Source organism: Niveibacterium sp. 24ML (assembly GCF_026586805.1).
Taxonomy (GTDB): Bacteria; Pseudomonadota; Gammaproteobacteria; order Burkholderiales; family Rhodocyclaceae; genus Niveibacterium.
Window position 1 is genome coordinate 39,547 of the sequence record NZ_JAPFHA010000021.1, and the last position, 20,737, is coordinate 60,283.

The window sequence follows — 20,737 nt, forward strand, 5'->3', positions numbered from 1 at the left end:
CTAGCAGCCCGCTTATTCCAAATTGATGCACATGCCTGATATGTATATTCTGAATTGCAATTAATGTGTGGCGCCGCCGAGCGCGTCGCTGATCCGCTGGCGCGCCACACGCCGGAGAATGAGCGAGAGCCCGATGGCCACCAGCGTGAGCCCGACCACCAGCCCGATCCAGAAGCCGAATACCCCCAGGGCGTTCAGACTGCCGGCGCCCTGATAGCCGAGCAATACCCCGAGCGGAATCGCCACCACCCAGAAGGCGCCAATCGCCAGCCACATCGGCATCACCGTCACCTTGTAACCGCGCAGCGCGCCGACTGCGCAAACCTGGGTGGCGTCGGAAAGCTGCCACACGGCGGCAAAGATCAGCAGCGTGGATGCGGTGGCCTGCACCGCAGCGTCGGGGGTGTAGAGGGCGACGATGCCTTCGCGAGCGAGCAGGACCAGGGGCACCATTGCGGCGGCAATCGCGAGGCCGATCAGCACGCCCGACCACGCGATGAAGCGCGCCGCGCGCGGATCGCCACCGCCAAGCGCCTGCCCGACGCGAATCGAAATCGCGGTTGAGAGCCCCAGGGGCAGCATGAAAACCAGCGATGCAAAGTTCAGCGCCACCTGGTGCGCGGCGATCTGCACTGCGCCAAAGCGGCCGATCAGCAGCGCAACGCCGGCGAAGGCCGAGACCTCTGCCAGCATCGATGCGCCCATCGGCAGGCCGATCTTGAGCAGGTTCTTCTGGCGTGGCCAGTGCGGCCAGCACCAGCCGTGCCACAGGAACACATCGCGGTAGATGCGCGCCCGGGCGGTGTAGAGCGACATCATGATCAAGCCCGCCCACATGCCGATGCCGCTGGCCCAGCCGCACCCGGCGCCGCCCATGGCCGGCAGGCCGAAGTGGCCGTAGATCAGTACCCAGTTCAAGACGAAGTTCACCAGCAGGCCCAGCGCGCCGAACACCATCAGCGGGCGGGTGTGGTTGATGCTCGCCGAATAGAAGCCCAGCGTTCGGGTGAGCAAGGCGGCCGGCAAGCCCAGCACCACGCCCCAGAGGAACAGCACTACCTTTTCGGCAAGCCCGGCCTCGATCTGCGCGGCTGCCAGCGCCGCCGGCACCCAGGGTACAAGCAGGAAAGGGACGATGCCGGCGATGGCAGCCAGCCAGAGCCCTTCGCGGGTATCGGCAACGATCGCCGCGTTGTCACCGGCGCCATGATGGTGTGCGACCACCGGACTGACTGCTTGCGCGATCCCCAGCAGGGCCAGAAAAACCGGCACCCACAGCGCCACGCCGAGGCCGACCACCGCCTGCTCTTCGGCGCCGGCATGGCCGGCCATGATGGTGTCCATCAGACCCATCAGCATGTACACCGCCTGCGAGGCCACCAGCGGGCCGGTGAGGCGGAACAGGCTGCGGGATTCGGCAATGAAGCGGGGCAGGCGATGCATGGGAGACGGGCGGGCGCAAAGGCGGCAGTGTAGCCGCCGAGCGTATCCGGCTTGTATCCTGTACAACCCTGCGGGAACGAATGCCGCTTTTGCGCAGTCGAATCGCCGCCTCAATCTGGAGACCCGCCACGCATGCGCAGTTACCCCGCCAACAGCCCCGAAGCCGCTGCACGCCTGGTCTGTTTTGCGATTCTTGCCGATGGGCGCCTGCACGAGAACGAGATCGCGCTGATCGACGAACACATGATCCACGAAGCGGTTGGCCTCAGCCGTGAAGGCTTCGTCCAGGTATTGCTGGATTGTTGCCGCGATCTGGTCGAGGAGGCCGAGCAATCGCGGGTGCATCTGCTCGAAGATGCGCGCATTGATCGCCTCGCGGCAGACATCACGCGGCCGTCTCTGCGCCGCACGGTGGCGGCCTCCATCCTGGTGATGAGCAAGGTCGACGGCCGCATTTCCGAAGGCGAGCAGCGCCTCTTGATCAAGTTGATGGAGCGCTGGGGCCTTTCACTCGACGCCTTGGGCGAGTAAGTCGGGGGCGCGCGACGCAAACGATCGCGCGCCGGAGGGCCGTAACCCTGTAAAATCGCGCTTTTGCCCCGATCCGGCGGTCAGGCCGCCCAGGACCCATGAGCGTGAAACCCACCTTCCAGGAAGTAATCCTGCGCCTCCAGAAGTTCTGGAGCGAGCACGGCTGTGCCTTGTTGCAACCCTACGATATGGAAGTCGGCGCCGGCACCAGCCACACCGCCACCTTCCTGCGCGCGATCGGCCCCGAGCCGTGGCACGCCGCTTACGTGCAGCCTTCGCGCCGCCCCAAGGACGGCCGCTACGGCGAAAACCCCAACCGCCTGCAGCATTACTACCAGTACCAGGTGGTGCTCAAGCCCTCGCCGCTCGCGATCCAGGAGCTCTACATCGAGTCGCTGCGCGCCTTGGGCATCAACACCAACGAGCACGACATCCGCTTCGTCGAAGACGACTGGGAAAACCCGACGCTGGGCGCCTGGGGCCTGGGTTGGGAAGTCTGGCTCGACGGCATGGAAGTCACGCAGTTCACCTACTTCCAGCAGGTTGGTGGCCTCGAATGCAAGCCGGTGCTCGGCGAGATCACCTACGGCCTCGAGCGCCTGACGATGTACCTGCAAGACTGCGAGAACGTCTACGACCTGATCTGGACGCCGGGTGTGACCTACGGCGACGTCTATCACCAGAACGAAGTCGAGCAGTCGACCTACAACTTCGAGCATTCGAACGTCGACTTCCTCTTCAGCCAGTTCGCGAACTACGAGTCCGAAGCCAAGCGCCTGATCGACGCCGGCCTCGCATTGCCGGGCTACGAGATGGCCTTGAAGAGCGCGCATACATTCAACATGCTCGATGCACGCGGCGCGATCTCGGTGACCGAGCGGGCTGCCTACATCGGCCGCATCCGCGCCAACTCGCGCCTGGTGGCGCAGGCCTACCTCGCCTCGCGCGATCGCCTCGGCTTCCCGATGGCCAAGCTCGACGACCCCAAGCTGCGTGCGCTGCTGGGAGAAGAAGAGTGCCAGCGCATCGAAGCCGTACGCGCCGAACTCGCCACCCGCGCTTAAGAAGCCGTAAATGAATCTGCTGCGCGAACCGATCTCGACACTGCGATGCTCGCTGTACTCCAGTACGGCTGTGCTTCTCGTGTCGACCTCGGTCCGCTCGCGACGATTCCTTCACGACCTCTGATCGACACCGAACATCGAATTCTGGAGGGGCGCGCTCGCCGTGCCCGGATCAACATGCAAGACACTCTGCTCGTAGAACTGCTGACTGAAGAACTGCCCCCCAAGGCGCTTGCGCGATTGGGCGAGGCCTTCGCCGACGGCATCGTCAAGGGTCTGGTTGCGCACAAGCTGGTCGGCGCTGCCCCCGAGTTCCAGGCTTTCGCGTCGCCGCGCCGGCTGGCCGTCACCGTGAGCGGCGTGGCCGCACAGGCTGCCGATGCGCAGGTGCGCGAGAAGATCATGCCGGTCAGCGTTGCGCTGACGGCCGACGGCACGCCGTCGCCTGCGCTGCTGAAGAAGCTCGAAGCGAAGGGCATCTCTGCCGACGCGGTGGCGGGCTTCGAGCGTGCGATGGACGGCAAGAGCGAGACCTTCTTCCACACCATGACGGTGCCGGGCGCTTCGCTCGATAGCGTGCTGGCCGGTATCGTGGGCGAGTCGGTGAAGAAGCTGCCGATTCCGAAGGTGATGCGCTGGGGCGATTCGACGCACCAGTTCGTGCGCCCGGTGCATGGCCTGATCCAGCTGCATGGCAGCCGTGTGGTGCCGGGTGAAGTGCTGGGCCTTGCTGCTGGGAACACCACGCGCGGCCATCGCTTCCTCGGCGAGGGTGCGGTCACGGTGGAGTCGGCCGAGGCTTACGCCCGCACGCTGTTCGAAAAGGGCTCGGTCGTGGCCTCGTTCGAAGCGCGCCGCAGCCTGATCGCGCAGGAGCTGGCCAAGGCCGCCGCACAGGTGGGCGCGCACCCGGTGGAAGACGCCGCGCTGCTCGACGAGGTGACCGCGTTGGTCGAACACCCGACCGTGTATGTCGGCGAGTTCGAAGCGGAATTCCTCGCGGTGCCGCAGGAATGCCTGATCCTGACGATGAAGCAGAACCAGAAGTACTTCCCGCTTCTGGATGCCGCTGGCAAGCTGATCAACAAGTTCCTCATCGTCGCCAACATCAAGGCCGACATTGCCGACAACATCACCGGCGGCAACGCCCGCGTGGTGCGCGCGCGCCTGTCTGACGCGAAGTTCTTCTTCGACACCGACCGCAAGGCCAAGATCGATTCGCGCCTGCCGCGGCTGGCGAACGTGGTCTATCACAACAAACTCGGCTCGGTGCTGGACCGCATTGGCCGCATCGAGGCGCTGGCCGGCAAGATCGCCGCGCGCCTGCATGCCGACGTGGCCGCCGCACAGCGCGCCGCGCGCCTCGCGAAGGCAGACCTCGTGACCGAGATGGTCGGGGAGTTCCCCGAGCTGCAGGGCATCATGGGCGAGTACTACGCCCGCCACGACGGCGAGGGCGAGGTCGTCGCCCAGGCAATCGAGCAGCACTATCACCCGCGCTTTGCGGGCGACAGCCTGCCGCAGGGCAATGTGGCCTGCGCGGTGGCGCTGGCCGACAAGCTCGATGCGTTGGTGGGCTTCTACGCAATCGGCGAGAAGCCGACCGGCGACAAAGACCCCTTCGGCCTGCGCCGGGCGGCGCTGGGTGCGCTGCGCATCCTGATCGAAGCGCAGTTGCCGCTTGAACTCAATGCCTTGCTGGCCGACGCGGCCGTAGGCTTCGCCGCAGAGCACAAGGCGGCCGAGTCGATCCCGGCACTGGTCGAGTTCATCGGGGATCGCCTGCGCAATCTGCTGCGCGAACAGGGCACGCCGGTTGAACAAGTGGATGCGGTGCTGGCCGCACTGCCGGCGCGCGTCTCCGACGTGCCGGCCAAGCTCGCCGCGGTGGCCGAGTTCGTCGCGCTGCCGGAAGCGGCGGCGCTGGCCGCGGCCAACAAGCGCATCGTCAATATCCTCAAGAAGGCCGAGGGCGCGATCGGCGAGATTGACGTGGCATTGTTGGTCGAGCCGGCCGAGAAGGCGCTCGCGCATGCGGTGATCGAGGCGGCGCCGCTGCAGCGCTCGCTGATCGAGAACGCCGACTACACTGGCTCGCTCAAGGCGCTGGCGGAATTGCGTGGGGCGGTGGATACCTTCTTCGAGGAGGTGATGGTCAACCACGACGAGCCGCTGATTCGCGCCAATCGTCTGGCCTTGCTCAAGCAACTGGCCGGCATGATGAACGCGGTGGCGGACATCTCGCGGCTGTCGGTCTGAGTCCGGCACGTCAGGACAAGGTGACCTTCGGGTCGCCTTTGTTTTTTCGGCGAATCGCCCGCCCGGCCCTCGCGTGGGTTTGCGTGGGCCGGCCCGCTGTTCCGCCCGCAGCGGCGTCTGCCAGACAGTCTGCCCATGCCCCGGACCGTGCGGCCCTGATAGGATGGCGCCCTGCAAACGTCGTCTGGAATTCGCATGAAACTCATCATTCTCGACCGCGACGGTGTCATCAACATCGACTCCGCGCAGTTCATCAAGTCGCCCGACGAATGGCGGCCGATTCCCGGCAGCCTTGAAGCCATCGCGCGCTTGAACGAGGCCGGCTACCGTGTTGTCGTGGCCTCGAACCAGAGCGGCGTTGGGCGTGGTCTTTTCGACATGGATACGCTCAACGCCATCCACGAAAAGATGACCAAGCTGCTGGCGCAGGCGGGCGGGCGCATTGATGCCATCTTCTTCTGCCCGCACCCGGCCGATTCCACCTGCGACTGCCGCAAGCCTCGCGCCGGCATGCTGCGCGAGATCTCGGCGCGCTTCAACGTCGACCTCAAGGGCGTGCCGACGGTGGGCGACAGTCTGCGTGACTTGCTTGCGGGCGAAGAGGTTGGTTGCGAGTTGTTCCTCGTTCTGACAGGGAAGGGTGAACGCACGGTCAACGATCCAAAGGTGCCGGCGGGCACCCGTGTCTTTGCGGATCTGGCCGCGGTGACTGACGCACTGATTGCATGAAGTCGGCAGCAGACGGCTCGGCACTGTCGCTGATCGGGCCCTTGCTGCGATCGGCGCTGTTCCTGTTGCTGCAGTTGCTGGTGACCGTGCCTTACGCGCTGCTGGCGGTGCTGAGCTTTCCCTTGCCGGCGCAGCGTCGCTATCACCTGATCATGGGCTGGTGCCGGGTGAATGTGCGAATGATCCAGCGCATTCTGGGCATTCGCTGGCGGATCGAAGGCTGGGAGAACCTGCCGCAAGGGCCCGCGGTCGTGCTCTCAAAGCATCAGTCCGCGCTTGAAACCATCCTTTTCCCGGTGCTGTTTCCGCCGCAGAGCTTCGTGCTCAAGCGCGAGCTTTACTGGCTGCCCTTCTTCGGCTGGGGGCTCGCGATGCTGCCGATGATTGCGATTGATCGTTCGCGCGGCGCCGATGCGATGACCCAGGTGAAGCTCGAAGGCGCGCGGCGTCTGTCGGAAGGCTGGTGGGTGTCGGTGTACCCGGAGGGCACGCGCATGCCGGTGGGTGGGCGCCGCCGCTACAAACTGGGGGGCGCGACCCTGGCCGCCTACGCGGGCGCGCCGATCGTCCCGGTGGCGCTTAACACCGGCGAGCTGTGGCCGCGCAGGGCGTTCATCAAGTACCCGGGCGAGGCCCTGATCATCGTTGGTCCGGCAATCGAAACGGCAGGGCGAAGCCCTGAGGTGGTGAATGCCGAGGTCGAAGCCTGGATCGAAACCACCATGCACACCCGCTTTCCGCACCACTACATGCGCAAGCAGCAGACGGTGAGTATTTGAGCGGCGCAATGCGGGGCTCTGACTCATGCTGACGCGGGCGGTGACGCGCATGCTCGGTGCAGCAGCGCCGCCCCCGCAGCTGCGGGAGATCGTGTTCGGCGCGCGTGCGGTGGCCTACACCCTTAAGCGCAGCGCCCGCAAGACGCTGGGGATGAAGGTGGACGCCGCCGGCGTGACGGTGACGATACCGATGCGTGCGACCCTGGCCGAAGCCGAAGCCTTCATCCGCAAGAATGCGGCCTGGCTGATCGAAAAGCTCGATGCGCGCGCAGCGCGCGTACTGCCGGCGCCCTTCGAGCTGGTCGATGGAGCGGTCCTGCCGGTGCTTGGGCTGCCCTGCACGATTCGCCTGCAGCACGGCGTTGCGCGGGCACGCTGGATCGAGGGCCACTTCGAACGCGAACTCCACCTGCCGCTGCGCCCGGGCCAGAACCCGCGCCTGATGCTGCGGCGGGTGCTGCAACGCCATGCCTTGGACTACTTCGGCGGTCGGCTGGACGAATACCTGCACCGGCTCGCGATGACGCACCCGGATGTTCCGCGCCCGGCGCTTTCACTGACCGGCGCGAAGACGCGTTGGGGCAGTTGCAGCCGGCACAGCGGCATCCGCCTGAACTGGCGTTTGATCCACTTTGAGCACGCGTTGATCGACTATGTTGTTGCGCACGAGGTCGCGCACCTGATCGAGATGAACCACTCGCCACGCTTCTGGTCTGTGGTGGAATTGCTTTGCCCGGCGTGGCGTGAGGCGCGCGCCGAGCTCAAGGCCCGCGGCCATGTGCTGCCGGAAATCTGAACACCTGTGAGTCCGCGCGACGCTACCGATCCCCGGCCTGCCGCTCCGCGAACTCCCCACTCCCGACTCACCACTCTCTTAATACTTCACCGAAAGGAAGCCCCATGCGAATCCTCCACACCATGTTGCGCGTTGGCGATCTGGACCGTTCGATCAAGTTCTACACCGAAGTGCTGGGCATGCGCCTGCTGCGTCGGAACGATTACCCCGACGGCAAATTCACGCTGGCCTTCATCGGCTATCAGGAAGAAAGCGAAGGCGCGGTGATCGAGCTGACGCACAACTGGGGCGTCGAGTCGTACGAGCTTGGCTCCGGCTATGGCCACATTGCGCTTGAGGTGGAAGACGCCTACGCGGCATGTGCCGAGATCAAGGCGCGCGGCGGTATCGTGACGCGCGAGGCGGGCCCGATGAAGCACGGCACCACCGTGATCGCTTTCGTGCAAGACCCCGATGGCTACAAGGTCGAGCTGATCCAGCGCAAGGCCTGAACGGCGGGCTCAGTCCGCGTGGCGGGCGCGGATCTCCAGCACTTCGTGCCAGTTCGCCAGAAAGATGTCGACGCAGGTCGGGTCGAAGTGGGTGCCGCGCCCTTGCACAAGGAAGGCGCGGGCGTCTTCCAACTCCCAGGCCTTCTTGTAGGGGCGGGAGGACGTAAGCGCATCGAAGACATCGGCGACGGCCACGATGCGGCCGATCAGCGGGATCTCTTCGCCCTTGAGCCCACGCGGATAGCCGCTGCCGTCGAATTTCTCATGATGGGTGTGTGCGATTTCGGCCCCCATCTGCAACACGGGTGAGGCCGAGTTCTTGAGAATGTCGTAGCCCATTGTTGCGTGCCGCTTCATCACTTCGAACTCTTCCGGCGTGAGCCGCCCGGGTTTTTGCAGGATCGCATCGGGCGTCCCGAGCTTGCCCACGTCATGCATCTGCGCGGCGTCGAGCAGCATCTCGCAAGTGCTGGCTTCCAGCGCCAGCCCTCGCGCGATCAGCGCCGAGAACAGCGCCATACGCTGGATGTGCGAGCCGGTTTCCGGGTCGCGAAACTCGGCCGCCTTGGCCAGGCGGGTGACGGTTTCCCGCTCGCGCGCATGGATGTCGGCGGTGGCCTGCTTGACGGCTTTGTCCAGCTCTTCGGCGCGGTTGGCCAGCCGCAGCGAGTGCTCACGCAGGTGCAGCATGTTGCGGGCACGCGGGATGAATTCGTTCTTGTCGATCGGTTTCGACAGGAAATCGGTCGCGCCGCTCTCGAGCGCCATGTAGCGCACTTCTCGTTCGTGCGCGGCGGTCACCATCAGGATCGGCACTTCCGCGACATGCGGATTGCCGCGAAAGCGCCGGATCAGCTCCAGGCCGTCGAGCGTCGGCATCATGTAGTCGACGATCAGCAAGTCAGGTTCATGTGCAAGGCAGTGCGCCAGGCCTTCTTCCGGATCACTGAAGCAATGGGTTTCGTTCGATCCCACCCTGCTGACCAACGCTTGCATCAGCGCGAGGTTAACCGGCGTGTCGTCGATGATGACCACGTTCATCGCGGCGCTCTCTTCCGTTGTGCAGGTGCAGCGGCATTCATGTGAGTTCGGCCTCTGATTCGCCGGGCGTCTGCGGGGCATTGCGCGGCAGCGTGATCACGAAGCGGGTGCCGGCGCCGGGGCTGCTTTCCACGTGCACATTGCCGCCCAGCATCCCGGTGACGATGTTGTACACGATGTTCAGGCCCAGGCCAGAGCCGCCCTGACCGAATTTGGTGGTGAAGAAGGGGTCAAAAATCTGCGGCAGGTTCTCTGCCGAGATGCCGTGTCCGTTGTCGCTGAACTCGATCTTGACGTAATCGGCACCCGCTTTCTCGGCGCTGATGCGGATCTGGCCGCCCGCACCGGGGTCGAAGGCATGCGCCACGGCGTTCGTGCTCAGGTTGGTAATGACTTGGCCGAGCGGGCCGGGGAAGCTGTCGAACTCAAGGCCTTCGGGGATCTCGTTGCTGAAACTGCAGCCGGATTTGCGGAAGGTCGGAGCCAGGGTGACTTCGATCTCTCGCGCGATTTCACGCAAATCGAAGCTGCGGCGGCGCGAGCCGGTCTGATCCACGGCGACCTGCTTGAAGCTTGAGACCAGGTCGGCCGCCCGGTGCAGGTTGCGCAGCAAGGTGTCATTGCCGTCGGCCAGCCCGGAGAGAAAATCGGTCAGCGTGCTGCGCCGCAGTCCGCTTTCCAGCGCACGGCTCACTTCAACCCGCTGGTCTTCGAGCGTGCTGGCCACCATCAGGCAGTTGCCGATCGGGGTGTTCAGTTCGTGGGCGATGCCGGCGACCAGGCGGCCCAGGCTGGCGAGCTTTTCGCTGCGAACCAGCTCTTTCTGGGTTGATTGCAGCCGGTTGAGCAATTGCTCCAGTTCGCGGTTGGCAGATTCAAGGTCGTGGGTGCGGCGGGCGACCTTCTCTTCGAGCGTGCGGTTGATGTCTTCGACTTCGGCCTTGGCGTTGATGATCGGCGTCACGTCGATCGCACTCCAGACGAAGCAGGCGCTGCCGTGCAGGGTGAGATGACGGCCGGCAATGTCGTAGCAGCCGCGCCGGCCATCGCTGCCGAGCAACCAGGCGCTCGCCTTTTCCTGGTTGTCGGTCGCGGTGTGCATGGCGGTGAAGCGTTCGGCGTCTTCCGGTGCGGCCCACAGGCCCAGGCGTTCGAGCGGCGTGCCGATGCAGTCGCTGAGGCTGCGCCCGAACTCGTGTTCGAACTGGGTGTTCAGGTCAAGCACCTTGGCGCCATGCTCCAGGTCGACAATGCACAGCGCCACCGGGGCATGGTGGAAGAGGGCGGCAAATCGCTGCTCGCTTTCGCGCAGGGCCTCTTCGGCGGCGCGCTCTTGCGTGATGTCGCGCAGATTCCATACCAGCAGCTCTTCGCCGCCGGCATTGAACAGGCGGGCCGAGGCTTCAAGCAGCAGGCCGACGCCGTCGCGGTTGCGCATCCACACTTCGCGCCCGGCAAGCAGCCCGTACTGGTTGATCTCGGCGACGCAGCTGCGCCGGTCGTTGTCATCGACCCACAGGTTGATGTCGCTCGCGACCTTGCCGATCACTTGCCCCTGGTCGTAGCCGAAGGTGCGCTCCCAGGCCGGGTTCACCATCAGGAACAGGCCGTCATCCTTGCGTGTGACCGACATCGGGGCGGCCGTGAGTGCGAACACGGTGGCAAGGCGCTCTTCCGACTCGCGCCGCCCGGCTTCTGCGCGTTGGCGCTCGTCCAGTTCGCGGGCGAGCGCGTCGTTCTGCGTGCCAAGGTCGGCAAACAGCCCAAGCAGCTCTTTCCGGGTGACTTCCAGGCGACTGGCGAGGTGCCCGATCTCGTCGTCGCCGCGCGACGGGATCTCCTGATCGAGCTGGCCGCGCGCCAGCGCATCGGCCGCAGCGCCCAGTGAATCGAGTGGTGCCACCAGGCGGCGCCGCAAGAGCCAGAAGATCAGGCCCGCGGCAAGCGCCAGCTGGATCAGCGTGGTGCCGACAAAGGCCTTGATTTGCCTGAGCTGTTGCGCACGGACGGTGTCGCCGGTGACGCCGACGTTCACCGTGCCCAGTTCGCGATCCTTGTAGATGACTTTGCGCGCTGTCAGCCTGACATTGGCGCCGGGCTGCCCGCGCTTGATTTCAAGCAGTGCGCCGGCAGTGCGATCGACGATGGTGAGGGTGACGACATCCGGATCACTCAGAACCGCTTCAACCAGCGGACGCACCGCGTCGGGGCTCAGGTTCCAGAGGGGTTCGCGCGCGCCGAAGGCGAGGATGTTCGCGTACTGATCAAGCTGCAGGGCGATGCGGCGCTCAACTTCTGCCTGATAGCTTTGATACAGGAGGGGCCACGCCAGAACCGCAGGCAGCGCCAAGCCAAGGGCGACGAAGAGCAGAATCGACGTGCGCAGCGATCGTTTTCTTCTGGGCATGGGCGGCAGCGGGCCGGAAGGTCTTCCAGAGTGTAATTACGGTTCGCGGCGCGCCAACTTCAGTCTGATTCGAAAAAAACTTCAGAACCGATACTGGCGGCGGGCGCAGCGCGAGAGGCGCGCCCGCCGACACGGCTACTTGATGCCGAGCAGCTCCACTTCAAACTGAAGCGTCGCGTTCGGCGGAATCACGCCGCCCGCGCCGCGCTGCCCGTATGCGATTGCCGGCGGGCAAATCAGCTTGGCTTTGCCGCCGACCTTGATCTTCTGCACGCCTTCGGTCCAGCACGAGATCACTCGGGTCAGCGGAAATTCCGCCGGTTCGTTGCGCGCGTAAGAGCTGTCGAACTCTTTGCCGTCGGGCAGGGTGCCGCGGTAGTGCACCTTGACCGTGTCGGTGACTTTGGGCGTGGCGCCTTTGCCCTCTTGCAGCGATACAAACACCAGGCCCGAGGCGGTGGTGACCGCGCCCGGCTCCTTCGCCACGCGGGCAGCCAGTTCGGCGCCGGCGTCGGCAGCGGCAAAAGCGGGGGTGATGGCCAATGCGGCCAGCAGGGTGATGATCGACTTCACGGGTATCCTCCGAGGGGTTGAGCGCAGAAGCATACGACAGACGCGCTTTACGCCGTGTTTCACCAGTTATTGCAGAGGATTCGCAGGGCGCCGCGCGGCGATGATCGCGCGGACCTTGCGCCAGCGTGGGGGCGCCATGCCCCGGCGCGGCCGGTGCAAAGGCCCGAGCGACCGGACCTTGGCGGGCGTGATTCGTACTCAGGCCCGCGCTTCGGTAGACTGCCGCCTTTGTGTGCGAATTTTCCCCAAGGCGGTATCGATGAGTCTGCGAGTCCTGACCGGCATCACCACGACCGGCACCCCCCACCTCGGCAATTACGTTGGCGCGATCCGCCCGGCGATCCTGGCCAGCCAGCAACCGGCGACCGAGAGTTTCTTCTTCCTCGCCGACTACCACGCGCTGATCAAGTGCGACGACCCGGACCGCATCGAGCGTTCGCGTCTGGCGATTGCCGCAACCTGGCTCGCCGCCGGGCTCGATACCTCGCGCGTCGTGTTCTACCGCCAGAGCGACATCCCCGAGATCCCCGAGCTGACCTGGCTGCTGACCTGCGTCACCGCCAAGGGATTGATGAACCGCGCGCACGCCTACAAGGCCTCGGTGGACCAGAACGAGCTGGCCGGCAACGAGCCGGACGATGGCGTGACGATGGGCCTCTTCAGCTACCCGATCCTGATGGCGGCGGACATCCTGATGTTCAACGCCAACAAGGTGCCGGTGGGGCGTGACCAGGTGCAGCACATCGAGATGGCGCGCGATGTGGCGCAGCGCTTCAATCACCTGTTCGGCAAGGGGCAGCAATTCTTCGTGCTGCCCGAGGCGGTGGTGGACGAGGCGGTGGCGACGCTGCCCGGCCTTGATGGCCGCAAGATGTCCAAGAGTTACGACAACACCATTCCGTTGTTCGAGGGCGGCCCCAAGGGCCTGCGCGACGCGATCGCACGGATCGTCACGGATTCGCGCCTGCCCGGCGAGCCGAAGGAACCGGAAGGCTCGAACCTCGTCGCGATCTACGATGCCTTTGCCACGCCGGCCGAGCGCGAGAGCTTCCGTGCCGAGTTGCGCGCCGGCCTTGCCTGGGGTGAAGCCAAGCAGCGCCTGGTGGCCCTGCTCGAGCGCGAGATCGGCCCGATGCGCGCGCGCTACGAAGCGTTGATTGCCGACCCGGCCAAGATCGAAGCCGCGCTGCAGGAAGGTGCCCGCAAGGCGCGCGCGATTGCCACGCCCCTGCTGGCGCAGCTGCGTGAGGCGGTGGGCCTGCGCACCATGGCGGCGCCCGTACAAGCGGCTGCCAAGGTGGAGAAGGCGGCAGCGTCGCAGCCGGTGTTCAAGCAGTACCGCGAGGCCGATGGCCGCTTCTACTTCAAGCTCACTGCTGCGCAGGGCCACCTGCTACTGCAGAGCGCAGGTTTCGATGGCGGGCGCGATGCCGGCCAGTGGGTGGCGAAGCTGAAGAAGGAAGGCGCCGCCGCCCTCGCCGGCGCGCCGGTGACGGCCGCCGAAGGCGTGAGCGCCGACGAAATTGCGGCCGCGCTGGCGAGCTTCGCCGAAGACTGAGCGTGGCAGCCCCGCGGCTGGTGATCTTCGATTGCGACGGCGTGCTGGTCGATAGCGAGCCGCTGGCTAACCGCAAGCTCATCGAGCATGCGGCGGCGTTCGGGCTGCAGCTCGATCCGGACGCGACGCTGCGCGAGTTCAACGGCGCAGCCTTGCGCCATCGCGTCAGCACGCTTGCCGCACGCCACGGCTGGACGCCACCGCCCGATTTCGTCGCGCAGGTGGATGCGGCGATCGACGCGTCGGTCGGCGAGGCAGCGGTCATTCCCGGCGTTGCGGCGGTGCTTGACGGGCTTGTTCGCGGCAGCGTTCCGGTGTGCCTGGCCTCGAACAGCCGCCATGCCGAGATCCAGTTGCGGCTTGAACACGCCGGCCTCGTCGGGCGTTTTGCGCGCTGCTTCAGCGGCGCCGAAGACGTACCCCGCCCGAAGCCCGCGCCTGACATCTACCTGCATGCCGCGAAAACGATGGGCGTGGCGCCCGCCGATTGCGTTGTGATCGAAGACAGCGAGAACGGTATCCGCGCCGCGATTGCCGCGGGCATGCGGGTGCTCGGCTTTGCGCGTTTCACGCCTGCCGGGCGGATACGCGCGCTGGGCGCGACGCCCTTTGCCGGCATGGCGGAACTGCCGGCGCTGATCGGCTGAATGCCGTGCTGACCCTGTTGGCCTACCTGCTGCTTGGCTTGGCGATTGTCGCGGTATGGCTGCCGCCGCTTCGCGGCCGCTGGCCGGTCTGGCCTTTCCCCTTTCTGCTGGCCTGTGCCTGCGGCTTCGCCGGGGGCGCCCTGTCCAGTGCCGCGCTGCTTGCGTTGAGCGTGCTCGCGGCACTCGCGCATGCCGCGCGGCAAGCGGATCGCACCGGCGTGCGTGGCGCAGCGATGCTGACAGCGGCGCTGCTCGCGCTGGCGCTGGCCTTGCATCGGATACCCGGTTTCACGCCGCCCCTGTTGCTTGACGCGCTGCGCCTGAGCGCCGATTCCACACCGTTCACGCTGTATGCGCGGTTTGATACCGGCGCGGCGGGGCTGATCTTGCTGGCGAGTTTCTGCCGCCGCTGCGAGTCTCGGGCGGATTGGCGCGCCCTCGCGCCGCCCACGATGCTGGTTGCGGCGGCGACGATGCTGCTGGTGACGGGCGGGTCTGTCCTGGCTGGCTATGTTCGGTTTGATCCGAAGCTGCCGTCCTTTACCTTGGTGTTCCTTGCGGTGAATTTGCTGTTCACCTGTGTTGCCGAGGAAGCCTTCTTTCGCGGCCTGATTCAGCACCGGCTTGCTGTGGCGCTGGCCGGGCGCGCCGGCGCTGCGTACCTGCCGGTGTTGGCAAGCAGTGTGCTGTTCGGCGCAGCCCATGCTGGCGGCGGCCTGCACTACGCACTGATCGCAACGCTGGCCGGCATCGGTTACGGCATTGCCTACGCCCGGACCCGGCGGATCGAGGCGGCGGTGCTGGTGCACTTTGCGGTGAACGCGCTGCACTTTCTCCTCTTCTCCTATCCGCGCCTGGGCGGGCCTTAGCGCGTCTTGCCGAATCAAGCCAGGGCGGCGGTGCCGTGCTCACCCCTTGCGTGAGGCTGGATCACCGGTCGGGGGCTTGCATCGAGCCCGCGCAGCGGGTTTCGGGAGCTTGCGGGCGTCGACCTTGATGACGCCTGCACCAGCTGCAGACCTGGCGTTCGCGGTAGCAGCGTCTGCGATTCGATGCCGCTGGCGCGACCCGACAAGGAGTCGGTGAAAGAGGGCAAGTTCAAGGTGCCTCGGACGGCGCTCGCGCCAGGCTTGGGGCGAGGGCAATGTTCAGGCGGGTGCCGCGAGGCGGCTTGAGCGAGTGCCTGCCGCGCGGTGAAGTCGTCCGCCCCGTGGAGTGGCGCCTCCCAAGCTGCAGGCTCTGGCCGCTTTGACGGACTTGCGCAAAGCGACTTGAAAACCCGTCTCGATCGATCCCCTGAGCGGGCGTCAGCGGTGTCGCCGCGTGGCCGGCTCTGGACGCCGCCCGCTGCGAGGCGCGATCATGATTACCCTGAGGTTTCTGCGTGGAGCATTCTGGTCGTGATCAGAGCGTGTCTGGTGGGCTTCCTGGCGGTTTGCTGTGCGGCCTCGCAAGGGGCCGCCGCGGGCTGCGAGCGGGCTTACGTGGTGCTCGGCTCGGCTGGCGGCCGTAACCTCTACATGCAGGGGGACAGGCCTGCCGGCTTCTTACCCGATCTGGCCGCCGAGGTGGCGGCACGCAGCGGTTGCCATCTCTCGGTTCAGATCCTGCCGCATGAGCGCCTCATTCTCATGGGGGATAAGCAGATGGCGGATATTCTTGGCAATGTCAGCCGCGGCGGTACCCGGCCGAGCGACCGGGACTTCATCGAGATTGCCTTGCTTGACGTTGAACTTGTGCTGCCTGCCGACAGCAAGATCGAAGCGCTTGAGCAATTGGCCGCGCGCACTGACGCCTTGGTTGGCCGCTTGCGGCGTGCGGCTGAACCGCCTGAGGTGAAGGCCTTTTTTGCGCAGTTGGACCCGGCCCGGATCGATGTCTCGGACGACTCGGACACGCTCGCACGCAAGCTGGCCGCCGGCCGGATTCAGGCCTTCTTCGGGACGCCCCTGTTCCTTGCCGGAAGCATCGAGGCGGCTGGTATCAACGGGCGCGTTCGCCGCCTGCCGCTGGCGAGCCCGCCCTACCGGATCGGCTGGTCGATGCTGCACGCCAATGTAAGCGCCGCCGATCGGGCCCTGCTTGCGAAGACACTGATGCGCATGCGCCAGGACGGCACGATTGAAACAGTGCTGGCGCGTCATGTGGGCCGCCGCGCGGCCGAGAAGAGTCTGCGCCGCGAGCCCTAGGGCTTTGCTGTGCCGGCGCGGCGGCGCACTTCCGGCTGCCACCACCACCCCGGTGGCAGCTTGGTCCCCAGATCGGGGAAGTCGGGGTTGATCAATTCGATCACCAGACGCTCGTCGAGTCTTGCCCGTGCCAAGATCGGCCCGAAGTGGCGCTGGAAGGCGCGCTCGTAGCTGCCGTCCAGACGCGCCAACTCAAGCCCGCGCGTGATGCGATCGGCCAGATCGCGGCGCCGCGGGCTGACGATGAAAAACCAGTCGGCGCGGTAATGAAGCGCAAGGTGCGGGTCGATCTCAATCCCCCTGACGCCCCGCGCGAGTAGCGTGGCGTGCTCGTCGAATACTTCACCGACGCCACGCGACAGGTAGTCCATGCGGCCGGCCGACAGCATCCTGAACATGCCTTGGTAGTCAGCACCGTCGATCACGGTGAGGCGATTCATATGCATCGCGGGGTAGTCGGCGAAGGTCCGCACGAACCCCAATCGCAGCGGGCGCAGTTCCTCGATCGAGTTGACCTTGGCGAGTTTCGCGGCGCCCGCAGCATTCGCCATCAGCAAACGCCAGCCCAGCATGCCGCGCTGCAAAGGCAGCGGGATGAAGAGCACCGGCTTCTCCTGCAGCTCCTTGGAGCCGACCGCGACGGCGACATCCAGCTCGCCCGCACTGAGTTCGGCAATGCGCCGCGCCTGCATTTGAGCGGGGAGGCGGATGATCCGGTCGGCCTCGTTGTCTTTGCCCGGCGCTTTCTGCAAGGCGAGCGCGAGGATTTCGAGCACGAAGTCCCAGCGCTTGTCCTCCGGCGTATCGCCACCGGGAAAGCGGATTTCGCCGCCCTGTGCAGTCGCGCAGACGATTGCGGCAGCAAGCAGCAGGATGAGCCGGGAGACCATGAATATCGCGTGGTTTTCGAGTGGGCAGCTACCGAGCGGTGGCGATTGCGCCGGATTGTGCGCCTAGTTTTACGAAATGCGCAGTCCGTGCCGGGCGTTTGTGCCATGCGCAAAAGCAAAGGGCTGTCGGACGACAGCCCTTTGAATGGCCTGCTTGGGCGCCTTTTTACAGCACCATCCCTGCGCCAACGGTGTTGTTGGTCGACTCATCGACGACGATGAAGGCGCCCGTTTCGCGGTTGCTGGTGTAGGGGTCGGCGAAGATCGGCTGGGCGAGCTTGAAGCCGACCTCGGCGATGTCGTTCACCGCCAGCTGGGTGGCCTCGACATGCGCTTGCGAGTTGATGTCCACCTTGTAGGCGATGCCCGAGAGCTTGGCCTTGACGGTGCGCGAGGTGTGGCGGATCAGGTAGGTGCGGGCGGGCGAGAGCGGCGTCTCGGAGAGCCAGCACAGCATCGCGCGCAGTTCCTTCTTCGCTTCCGGTGCATTGCCGGACTTGACGATCATGTCGCCGCGCGAGATGTCCACCTCGTCTTCAAGCAGCAGCGTGACCGACTGTTCGGTGTGGCCAACCTCGATCGCTTCGCCACCGATGTGCACCGCCTTGACGCGCGATTCGATGCCCGAGGGCAGCACGGTGACGGCATCGCCCGCCTGCACGGTGCCCGATTCGACACGCCCCGCGAAGCCGCGGTAATCGTGCAGCTCGGGGTCGTCCGAGGCCTGCGGGCGGATCACGTATTGCACCGGGAAGCGGAAGGATTCACTGCGCTCGTGCGTGCCGGCGGGCGGCGCGGTTTCGAGGATATCGAGCAGGGTCGGGCCTTCGTACCAGGGCATCGCTTCGCTGCGGTCGACGATGTTGTCGCCGGCCAGCGCGGACACCGGGATGAAGCGCACATCAAAGCCCTGCGCGGTGAGGCCCATCTTGTCGGCGAAGGCGCGGTACTCGGCGCAGATGCGCTCGTAAGTGGCCTGGTCGTAGTCGACCAGGTCCATCTTGTTCACCGCCACGACCAGGTGCGGAATGCCCACAAGGTGCGTGATGTAGCTGTGGCGGCGGGTCTGCGCGAGCACGCCCTTGCGCGCGTCGATCATGATGATCGCGAGGTTCGCGGTGGAGGCCGCGGTGACCATGTTGCGGGTGTACTGCTCGTGGCCCGGCGCGTCGGCGATGATGTACTTGCGCGTGCCGGTGGCGAAGTAGCGGTAGGCGACGTCGATCGTGATGCCCTGTTCGCGCTCGGCCTGCAGGCCGTCGGTCAGCAGCGAGAGGTCGACCACTTCATGGCCGCGCTTCTTCGAGGTCTTCTCGATCGCGGTCAGCGCATCGGCGAGGATCGCCTTGGTGTCGTACAGCAGGCGGCCGATCAGCGTGCTCTTGCCGTCGTCGACGCTGCCGCAGGTCATGAAGCGCAGCAGGCCGTTTTCTTGAGTCGGGATGTGTTCCATGGCGGACATTCTCAAAGTTCTTTCATTCAGTGACCGACGCGTTCGATGGTGAAGAGTCCGTCGCGAGCGCGCCGAGGCCGTGGCGAGAAGCGCAGCCGTACATCCGGTACGGCGAGCATCGCAGGCGCGGGATCGGTGCGCGCAACAGGACTATTCGTCGTCGATCAGAAGTAGCCTTCTTTTTTGCGTTGCTCCATCGAGGCTTCCGAGGTCTGGTCGTCCAGCCGCGTGGCGCCGCGTTCGGTGATCGTGGTGGTCGCGGTTTCGATGACGATCTGCTCGACCGTCGTCGCATCCGATTCGACCGGCGCGGTGCAGGTGATGTCGCCGACGGTACGGAAGCGGACCAGCACTTCTTCGACCACGTCGCCCGGCTTGGCCGGCGTCAGCTCGGTCACTGGCTGCAGCAGCGCGCCCTTGCGTACCACCGGCCGTTTGTGCGCGAAGTAGATCGACGGCAGTTCGAGCTTCTCGCGCTCGATGTACTGCCATACGTCCATCTCGGTCCAGTTGCTGATCGGGAAGGCGCGGATGTTCTCACCCTTGAAGGCGCGAGCGTTGTAGAGGTTCCACAGCTCGGGGCGCTGGTTCTTCGGGTCCCACTGGCCGAACTCGTCGCGGAAGCTCATCACGCGTTCTTTCGCACGGGCCTTCTCTTCATCGCGGCGGGCGCCACCGATGCAGGCGTCGAACTCGAACTCGGCGATCGCTTCGAGCAGGGTCACCGACTGGTGCTTGTTGCGCGATTCGTCGGCCGACTTGAGCACCACCGAGCCGCGCTTCATCGAGTCTTCCACCGAGCGCACGATCAGGCGCTCGCCCAGCTCGGCGGCGCGCTTGTCGCGGAAGTCGGTGACTTCCTTGTAGTTGTGGCCAGTGTCGATGTGCATCAGCGGGAAGGGGAAGCGGCCGGGGCGGAAGGCCTTCTCGGCGATCCGCAGCAGACAGATCGAATCCTTGCCGCCCGAGAACAGCAGCACCGGGCGTTCGCACTGGCCGGCGACCTCGCGCATGATGTGGATGGCTTCGGCTTCGAGCCAGTCGAGGTGCGACAGCGTTTGTTTGGTCAGCGTACTCATTCGTTTGCTTTCAGCTTGAGCGCTTGGCGCTCAGGATTTCTTGACGTGCAGGCCGCACTCTTTGGATTCGGGATTCTCCCACCACCAGCGCCCGGCGCGGACATCCTCGCCCACTGCGATGGATCGGGTGCAGGGTGCGCAGCCGATGCTGGGGTAGAACTGATCGTGCAGTGCGTTGTAGGGCAACTCGTGGATGCGGATGTAGGCCCAGACCTGCTCTTCGCTCCAGTCGAACAGCGGGTTGAATTTCTCCAGCGCGTTGCCGGCATCGAATTCGCGTGGAGCGAGTTCGGTGCGGGTGGTGCTTTGCGCGGCGCGCAGGCCGGTGATCCATGCGCCCTTGCCGGCGAGGGCGCGGCGCAGCGGTTCGACTTTTCGGATGCCGCAGCAGGCCTTGCGCAGTTCAACCGAGTCGTAGAAGGCGTTGATGCCTTCGCTGCGAACGTACTGTTCGACCGCCGTGGCGTCGGGGAAGAACACCTTGAGTTTGGTGTTGTAGCGCTTCTCGACCTCGCCCATCAGCGTGTAGGTCTCTGCCGGCAGCCGGCCGGTGTCGAGCGAGAAAATCTCGATCGGCAGACGCTCGGCGAGGATCAGGTCGGTGATCACCATGTCTTCGGCGCCAAAGCTGTTGGCGAAGGTCACACGGCCGTCGGCGCCGAACTCTTCGACCGCCGCCCGCAGCAGTTCGAGCGTGCGCGCACGCTTGACCGCAATCGTGGTGCGCAACTCGTCGGTGAGCGCCGGCGAGGTGGCCGGGTTCTTCGCGCGTGGCTTGAGGAAGGAAACCGTCTCACTCATCGCGGGC

Annotated in this window: 19 protein-coding genes; 11 read left to right on the top strand and 8 right to left on the bottom strand. The window is 65.5% G+C overall.

All coding sequences use genetic code 11. From position 1 onward, the window contains the following. Positions 1-60: 60 nt before the first annotated feature. Positions 61-1,443, bottom strand: a complete 1,383-nt coding sequence (locus tag OPU71_RS16465) for an MATE family efflux transporter (RefSeq protein WP_267729124.1) — start codon at positions 1,441-1,443, stop codon at positions 61-63. 132 nt (positions 1,444-1,575) lie between these two features. Between OPU71_RS16465 and OPU71_RS16470 the strand changes: the two genes are divergently transcribed. From OPU71_RS16470 to gloA, 7 genes are all read left to right on the top strand, one after another. Then, positions 1,576-1,974, top strand: a complete 399-nt coding sequence (locus OPU71_RS16470; RefSeq protein ID WP_267729125.1) for a hypothetical protein — start codon at positions 1,576-1,578, stop codon at positions 1,972-1,974. Positions 1,975-2,072: 98 nt separating this feature from the next. Further along, on the top strand, positions 2,073-3,038 hold the full coding sequence (gene glyQ / locus OPU71_RS16475; protein ID WP_267729126.1) for a glycine--tRNA ligase subunit alpha: 966 nt from the start codon (positions 2,073-2,075) through the stop codon (positions 3,036-3,038). A 177-nt stretch (positions 3,039-3,215) separates the two neighbouring features. Continuing rightward, a complete protein-coding gene (glyS, locus tag OPU71_RS16480; RefSeq protein WP_267729127.1) occupies positions 3,216-5,297 on the top strand; it encodes a glycine--tRNA ligase subunit beta in 2,082 nt (693 codons plus the stop codon). Between the two features lie 195 nt (positions 5,298-5,492). Next, the gene (gmhB, locus tag OPU71_RS16485; protein WP_267729129.1) at positions 5,493-6,026 is read left to right on the top strand and encodes a D-glycero-beta-D-manno-heptose 1,7-bisphosphate 7-phosphatase; all 534 of its coding nucleotides are present in this window, start codon (positions 5,493-5,495) and stop codon (positions 6,024-6,026) included. Further along, positions 6,023-6,805, top strand: coding sequence for a lysophospholipid acyltransferase family protein (locus OPU71_RS16490; protein ID WP_267729131.1), 783 nt, complete (start codon positions 6,023-6,025; stop codon positions 6,803-6,805). Before gmhB ends, OPU71_RS16490 begins: the two co-directional genes overlap by 4 nt. A 25-nt stretch (positions 6,806-6,830) precedes the next feature. Further along, positions 6,831-7,601, top strand: a complete 771-nt coding sequence (locus tag OPU71_RS16495) for a M48 family metallopeptidase (RefSeq protein ID WP_267729132.1) — start codon at positions 6,831-6,833, stop codon at positions 7,599-7,601. Between the two features lie 104 nt (positions 7,602-7,705). Continuing rightward, a complete protein-coding gene (gloA, locus tag OPU71_RS16500; protein WP_267729133.1) occupies positions 7,706-8,092 on the top strand; it encodes a lactoylglutathione lyase in 387 nt (128 codons plus the stop codon). Positions 8,093-8,101: 9 nt separating this feature from the next. Here gloA and OPU71_RS16505 read toward each other — a convergent pair whose 3' ends face one another. The 3 genes from OPU71_RS16505 to OPU71_RS16515 form a co-directional block, all read right to left on the bottom strand. Then, positions 8,102-9,133, bottom strand: a complete 1,032-nt coding sequence (locus OPU71_RS16505) for an HD domain-containing phosphohydrolase (RefSeq protein WP_267729135.1) — start codon at positions 9,131-9,133, stop codon at positions 8,102-8,104. A 37-nt stretch (positions 9,134-9,170) separates the two neighbouring features. Next, positions 9,171-11,540, bottom strand: a complete 2,370-nt coding sequence (locus OPU71_RS16510) for an ATP-binding protein (RefSeq protein ID WP_267729136.1) — start codon at positions 11,538-11,540, stop codon at positions 9,171-9,173. Positions 11,541-11,675: 135 nt separating this feature from the next. Then, positions 11,676-12,113, bottom strand: coding sequence for an FKBP-type peptidyl-prolyl cis-trans isomerase (locus OPU71_RS16515; protein ID WP_324256082.1), 438 nt, complete (start codon positions 12,111-12,113; stop codon positions 11,676-11,678). A 259-nt stretch (positions 12,114-12,372) separates the two neighbouring features. On the opposite strand from OPU71_RS16515, the gene OPU71_RS16520 reads away from it, so the two are divergent. The 4 genes from OPU71_RS16520 (at position 12,373) to OPU71_RS16535 (ending at position 16,507) form a co-directional block, all read left to right on the top strand. Further along, complete coding sequence (locus OPU71_RS16520) at positions 12,373-13,671, top strand: tryptophan--tRNA ligase (RefSeq protein ID WP_267729137.1); 1,299 nt, start codon at positions 12,373-12,375, stop codon at positions 13,669-13,671. 2 nt (positions 13,672-13,673) lie between these two features. Continuing rightward, positions 13,674-14,318 (top strand): HAD family hydrolase, encoded by a 645-nt coding sequence (locus tag OPU71_RS16525; RefSeq protein ID WP_267729139.1) that lies wholly within the window; start codon positions 13,674-13,676, stop codon positions 14,316-14,318. A gap of 5 nt (positions 14,319-14,323) precedes the next feature. Next, on the top strand, positions 14,324-15,187 hold the full coding sequence (locus tag OPU71_RS16530; RefSeq protein WP_267729141.1) for a CPBP family intramembrane glutamic endopeptidase: 864 nt from the start codon (positions 14,324-14,326) through the stop codon (positions 15,185-15,187). A 531-nt stretch (positions 15,188-15,718) separates the two neighbouring features. After that, entirely contained in the window at positions 15,719-16,507 is a 789-nt protein-coding gene (locus OPU71_RS16535) for a substrate-binding periplasmic protein (protein WP_267729142.1), read from the top strand. On the opposite strand, the gene OPU71_RS16540 is transcribed toward OPU71_RS16535, so the two are convergent. From OPU71_RS16540 to OPU71_RS16555, 4 genes are all read right to left on the bottom strand, one after another. Next, positions 16,504-17,397: a hypothetical protein gene (locus tag OPU71_RS16540; RefSeq protein WP_267729143.1), complete on the bottom strand. Its 894-nt coding sequence runs from the start codon at positions 17,395-17,397 to the stop codon at positions 16,504-16,506. The two genes, OPU71_RS16535 and OPU71_RS16540, sit on opposite strands and share 4 nt — an antisense overlap. Positions 17,398-17,563: 166 nt before the next feature. Next, on the bottom strand, positions 17,564-18,859 hold the full coding sequence (locus OPU71_RS16545; RefSeq protein ID WP_267729144.1) for a sulfate adenylyltransferase subunit 1: 1,296 nt from the start codon (positions 18,857-18,859) through the stop codon (positions 17,564-17,566). A 155-nt stretch (positions 18,860-19,014) separates the two neighbouring features. Continuing rightward, on the bottom strand, positions 19,015-19,929 hold the full coding sequence (cysD, locus tag OPU71_RS16550) for a sulfate adenylyltransferase subunit CysD (RefSeq protein WP_267729146.1): 915 nt from the start codon (positions 19,927-19,929) through the stop codon (positions 19,015-19,017). 30 nt (positions 19,930-19,959) lie between these two features. Next, a complete protein-coding gene (locus OPU71_RS16555; protein ID WP_267729148.1) occupies positions 19,960-20,730 on the bottom strand; it encodes a phosphoadenylyl-sulfate reductase in 771 nt (256 codons plus the stop codon). Positions 20,731-20,737: the final 7 nt, after the last annotated feature.

What these genes read in the sequence shown, in the direction of transcription:
- OPU71_RS16465 (WP_267729124.1), bottom strand. Translation starts at nt 1,443, where the DNA reads ATGCATCGCCTGCCCCGCTTCATTGCCGAATCCCGCAGCCTGTTCCGC.
- OPU71_RS16470 (WP_267729125.1), top strand. Translation starts at nt 1,576, where the DNA reads ATGCGCAGTTACCCCGCCAACAGCCCCGAAGCCGCTGCACGCCTGGTC.
- glyQ (WP_267729126.1), top strand. Translation starts at nt 2,073, where the DNA reads ATGAGCGTGAAACCCACCTTCCAGGAAGTAATCCTGCGCCTCCAGAAG.
- glyS (WP_267729127.1), top strand. Translation starts at nt 3,216, where the DNA reads ATGCAAGACACTCTGCTCGTAGAACTGCTGACTGAAGAACTGCCCCCC.
- gmhB (WP_267729129.1), top strand. Translation starts at nt 5,493, where the DNA reads ATGAAACTCATCATTCTCGACCGCGACGGTGTCATCAACATCGACTCC.
- OPU71_RS16490 (WP_267729131.1), top strand. Translation starts at nt 6,023, where the DNA reads ATGAAGTCGGCAGCAGACGGCTCGGCACTGTCGCTGATCGGGCCCTTG.
- OPU71_RS16495 (WP_267729132.1), top strand. Translation starts at nt 6,831, where the DNA reads ATGCTGACGCGGGCGGTGACGCGCATGCTCGGTGCAGCAGCGCCGCCC.
- gloA (WP_267729133.1), top strand. Translation starts at nt 7,706, where the DNA reads ATGCGAATCCTCCACACCATGTTGCGCGTTGGCGATCTGGACCGTTCG.
- OPU71_RS16505 (WP_267729135.1), bottom strand. Translation starts at nt 9,133, where the DNA reads ATGAACGTGGTCATCATCGACGACACGCCGGTTAACCTCGCGCTGATG.
- OPU71_RS16510 (WP_267729136.1), bottom strand. Translation starts at nt 11,540, where the DNA reads ATGCCCAGAAGAAAACGATCGCTGCGCACGTCGATTCTGCTCTTCGTC.
- OPU71_RS16520 (WP_267729137.1), top strand. Translation starts at nt 12,373, where the DNA reads ATGAGTCTGCGAGTCCTGACCGGCATCACCACGACCGGCACCCCCCAC.
- OPU71_RS16540 (WP_267729143.1), bottom strand. Translation starts at nt 17,397, where the DNA reads ATGGTCTCCCGGCTCATCCTGCTGCTTGCTGCCGCAATCGTCTGCGCG.
- OPU71_RS16545 (WP_267729144.1), bottom strand. Translation starts at nt 18,859, where the DNA reads ATGTCCGCCATGGAACACATCCCGACTCAAGAAAACGGCCTGCTGCGC.
- cysD (WP_267729146.1), bottom strand. Translation starts at nt 19,929, where the DNA reads ATGAGTACGCTGACCAAACAAACGCTGTCGCACCTCGACTGGCTCGAA.
- OPU71_RS16555 (WP_267729148.1), bottom strand. Translation starts at nt 20,730, where the DNA reads ATGAGTGAGACGGTTTCCTTCCTCAAGCCACGCGCGAAGAACCCGGCC.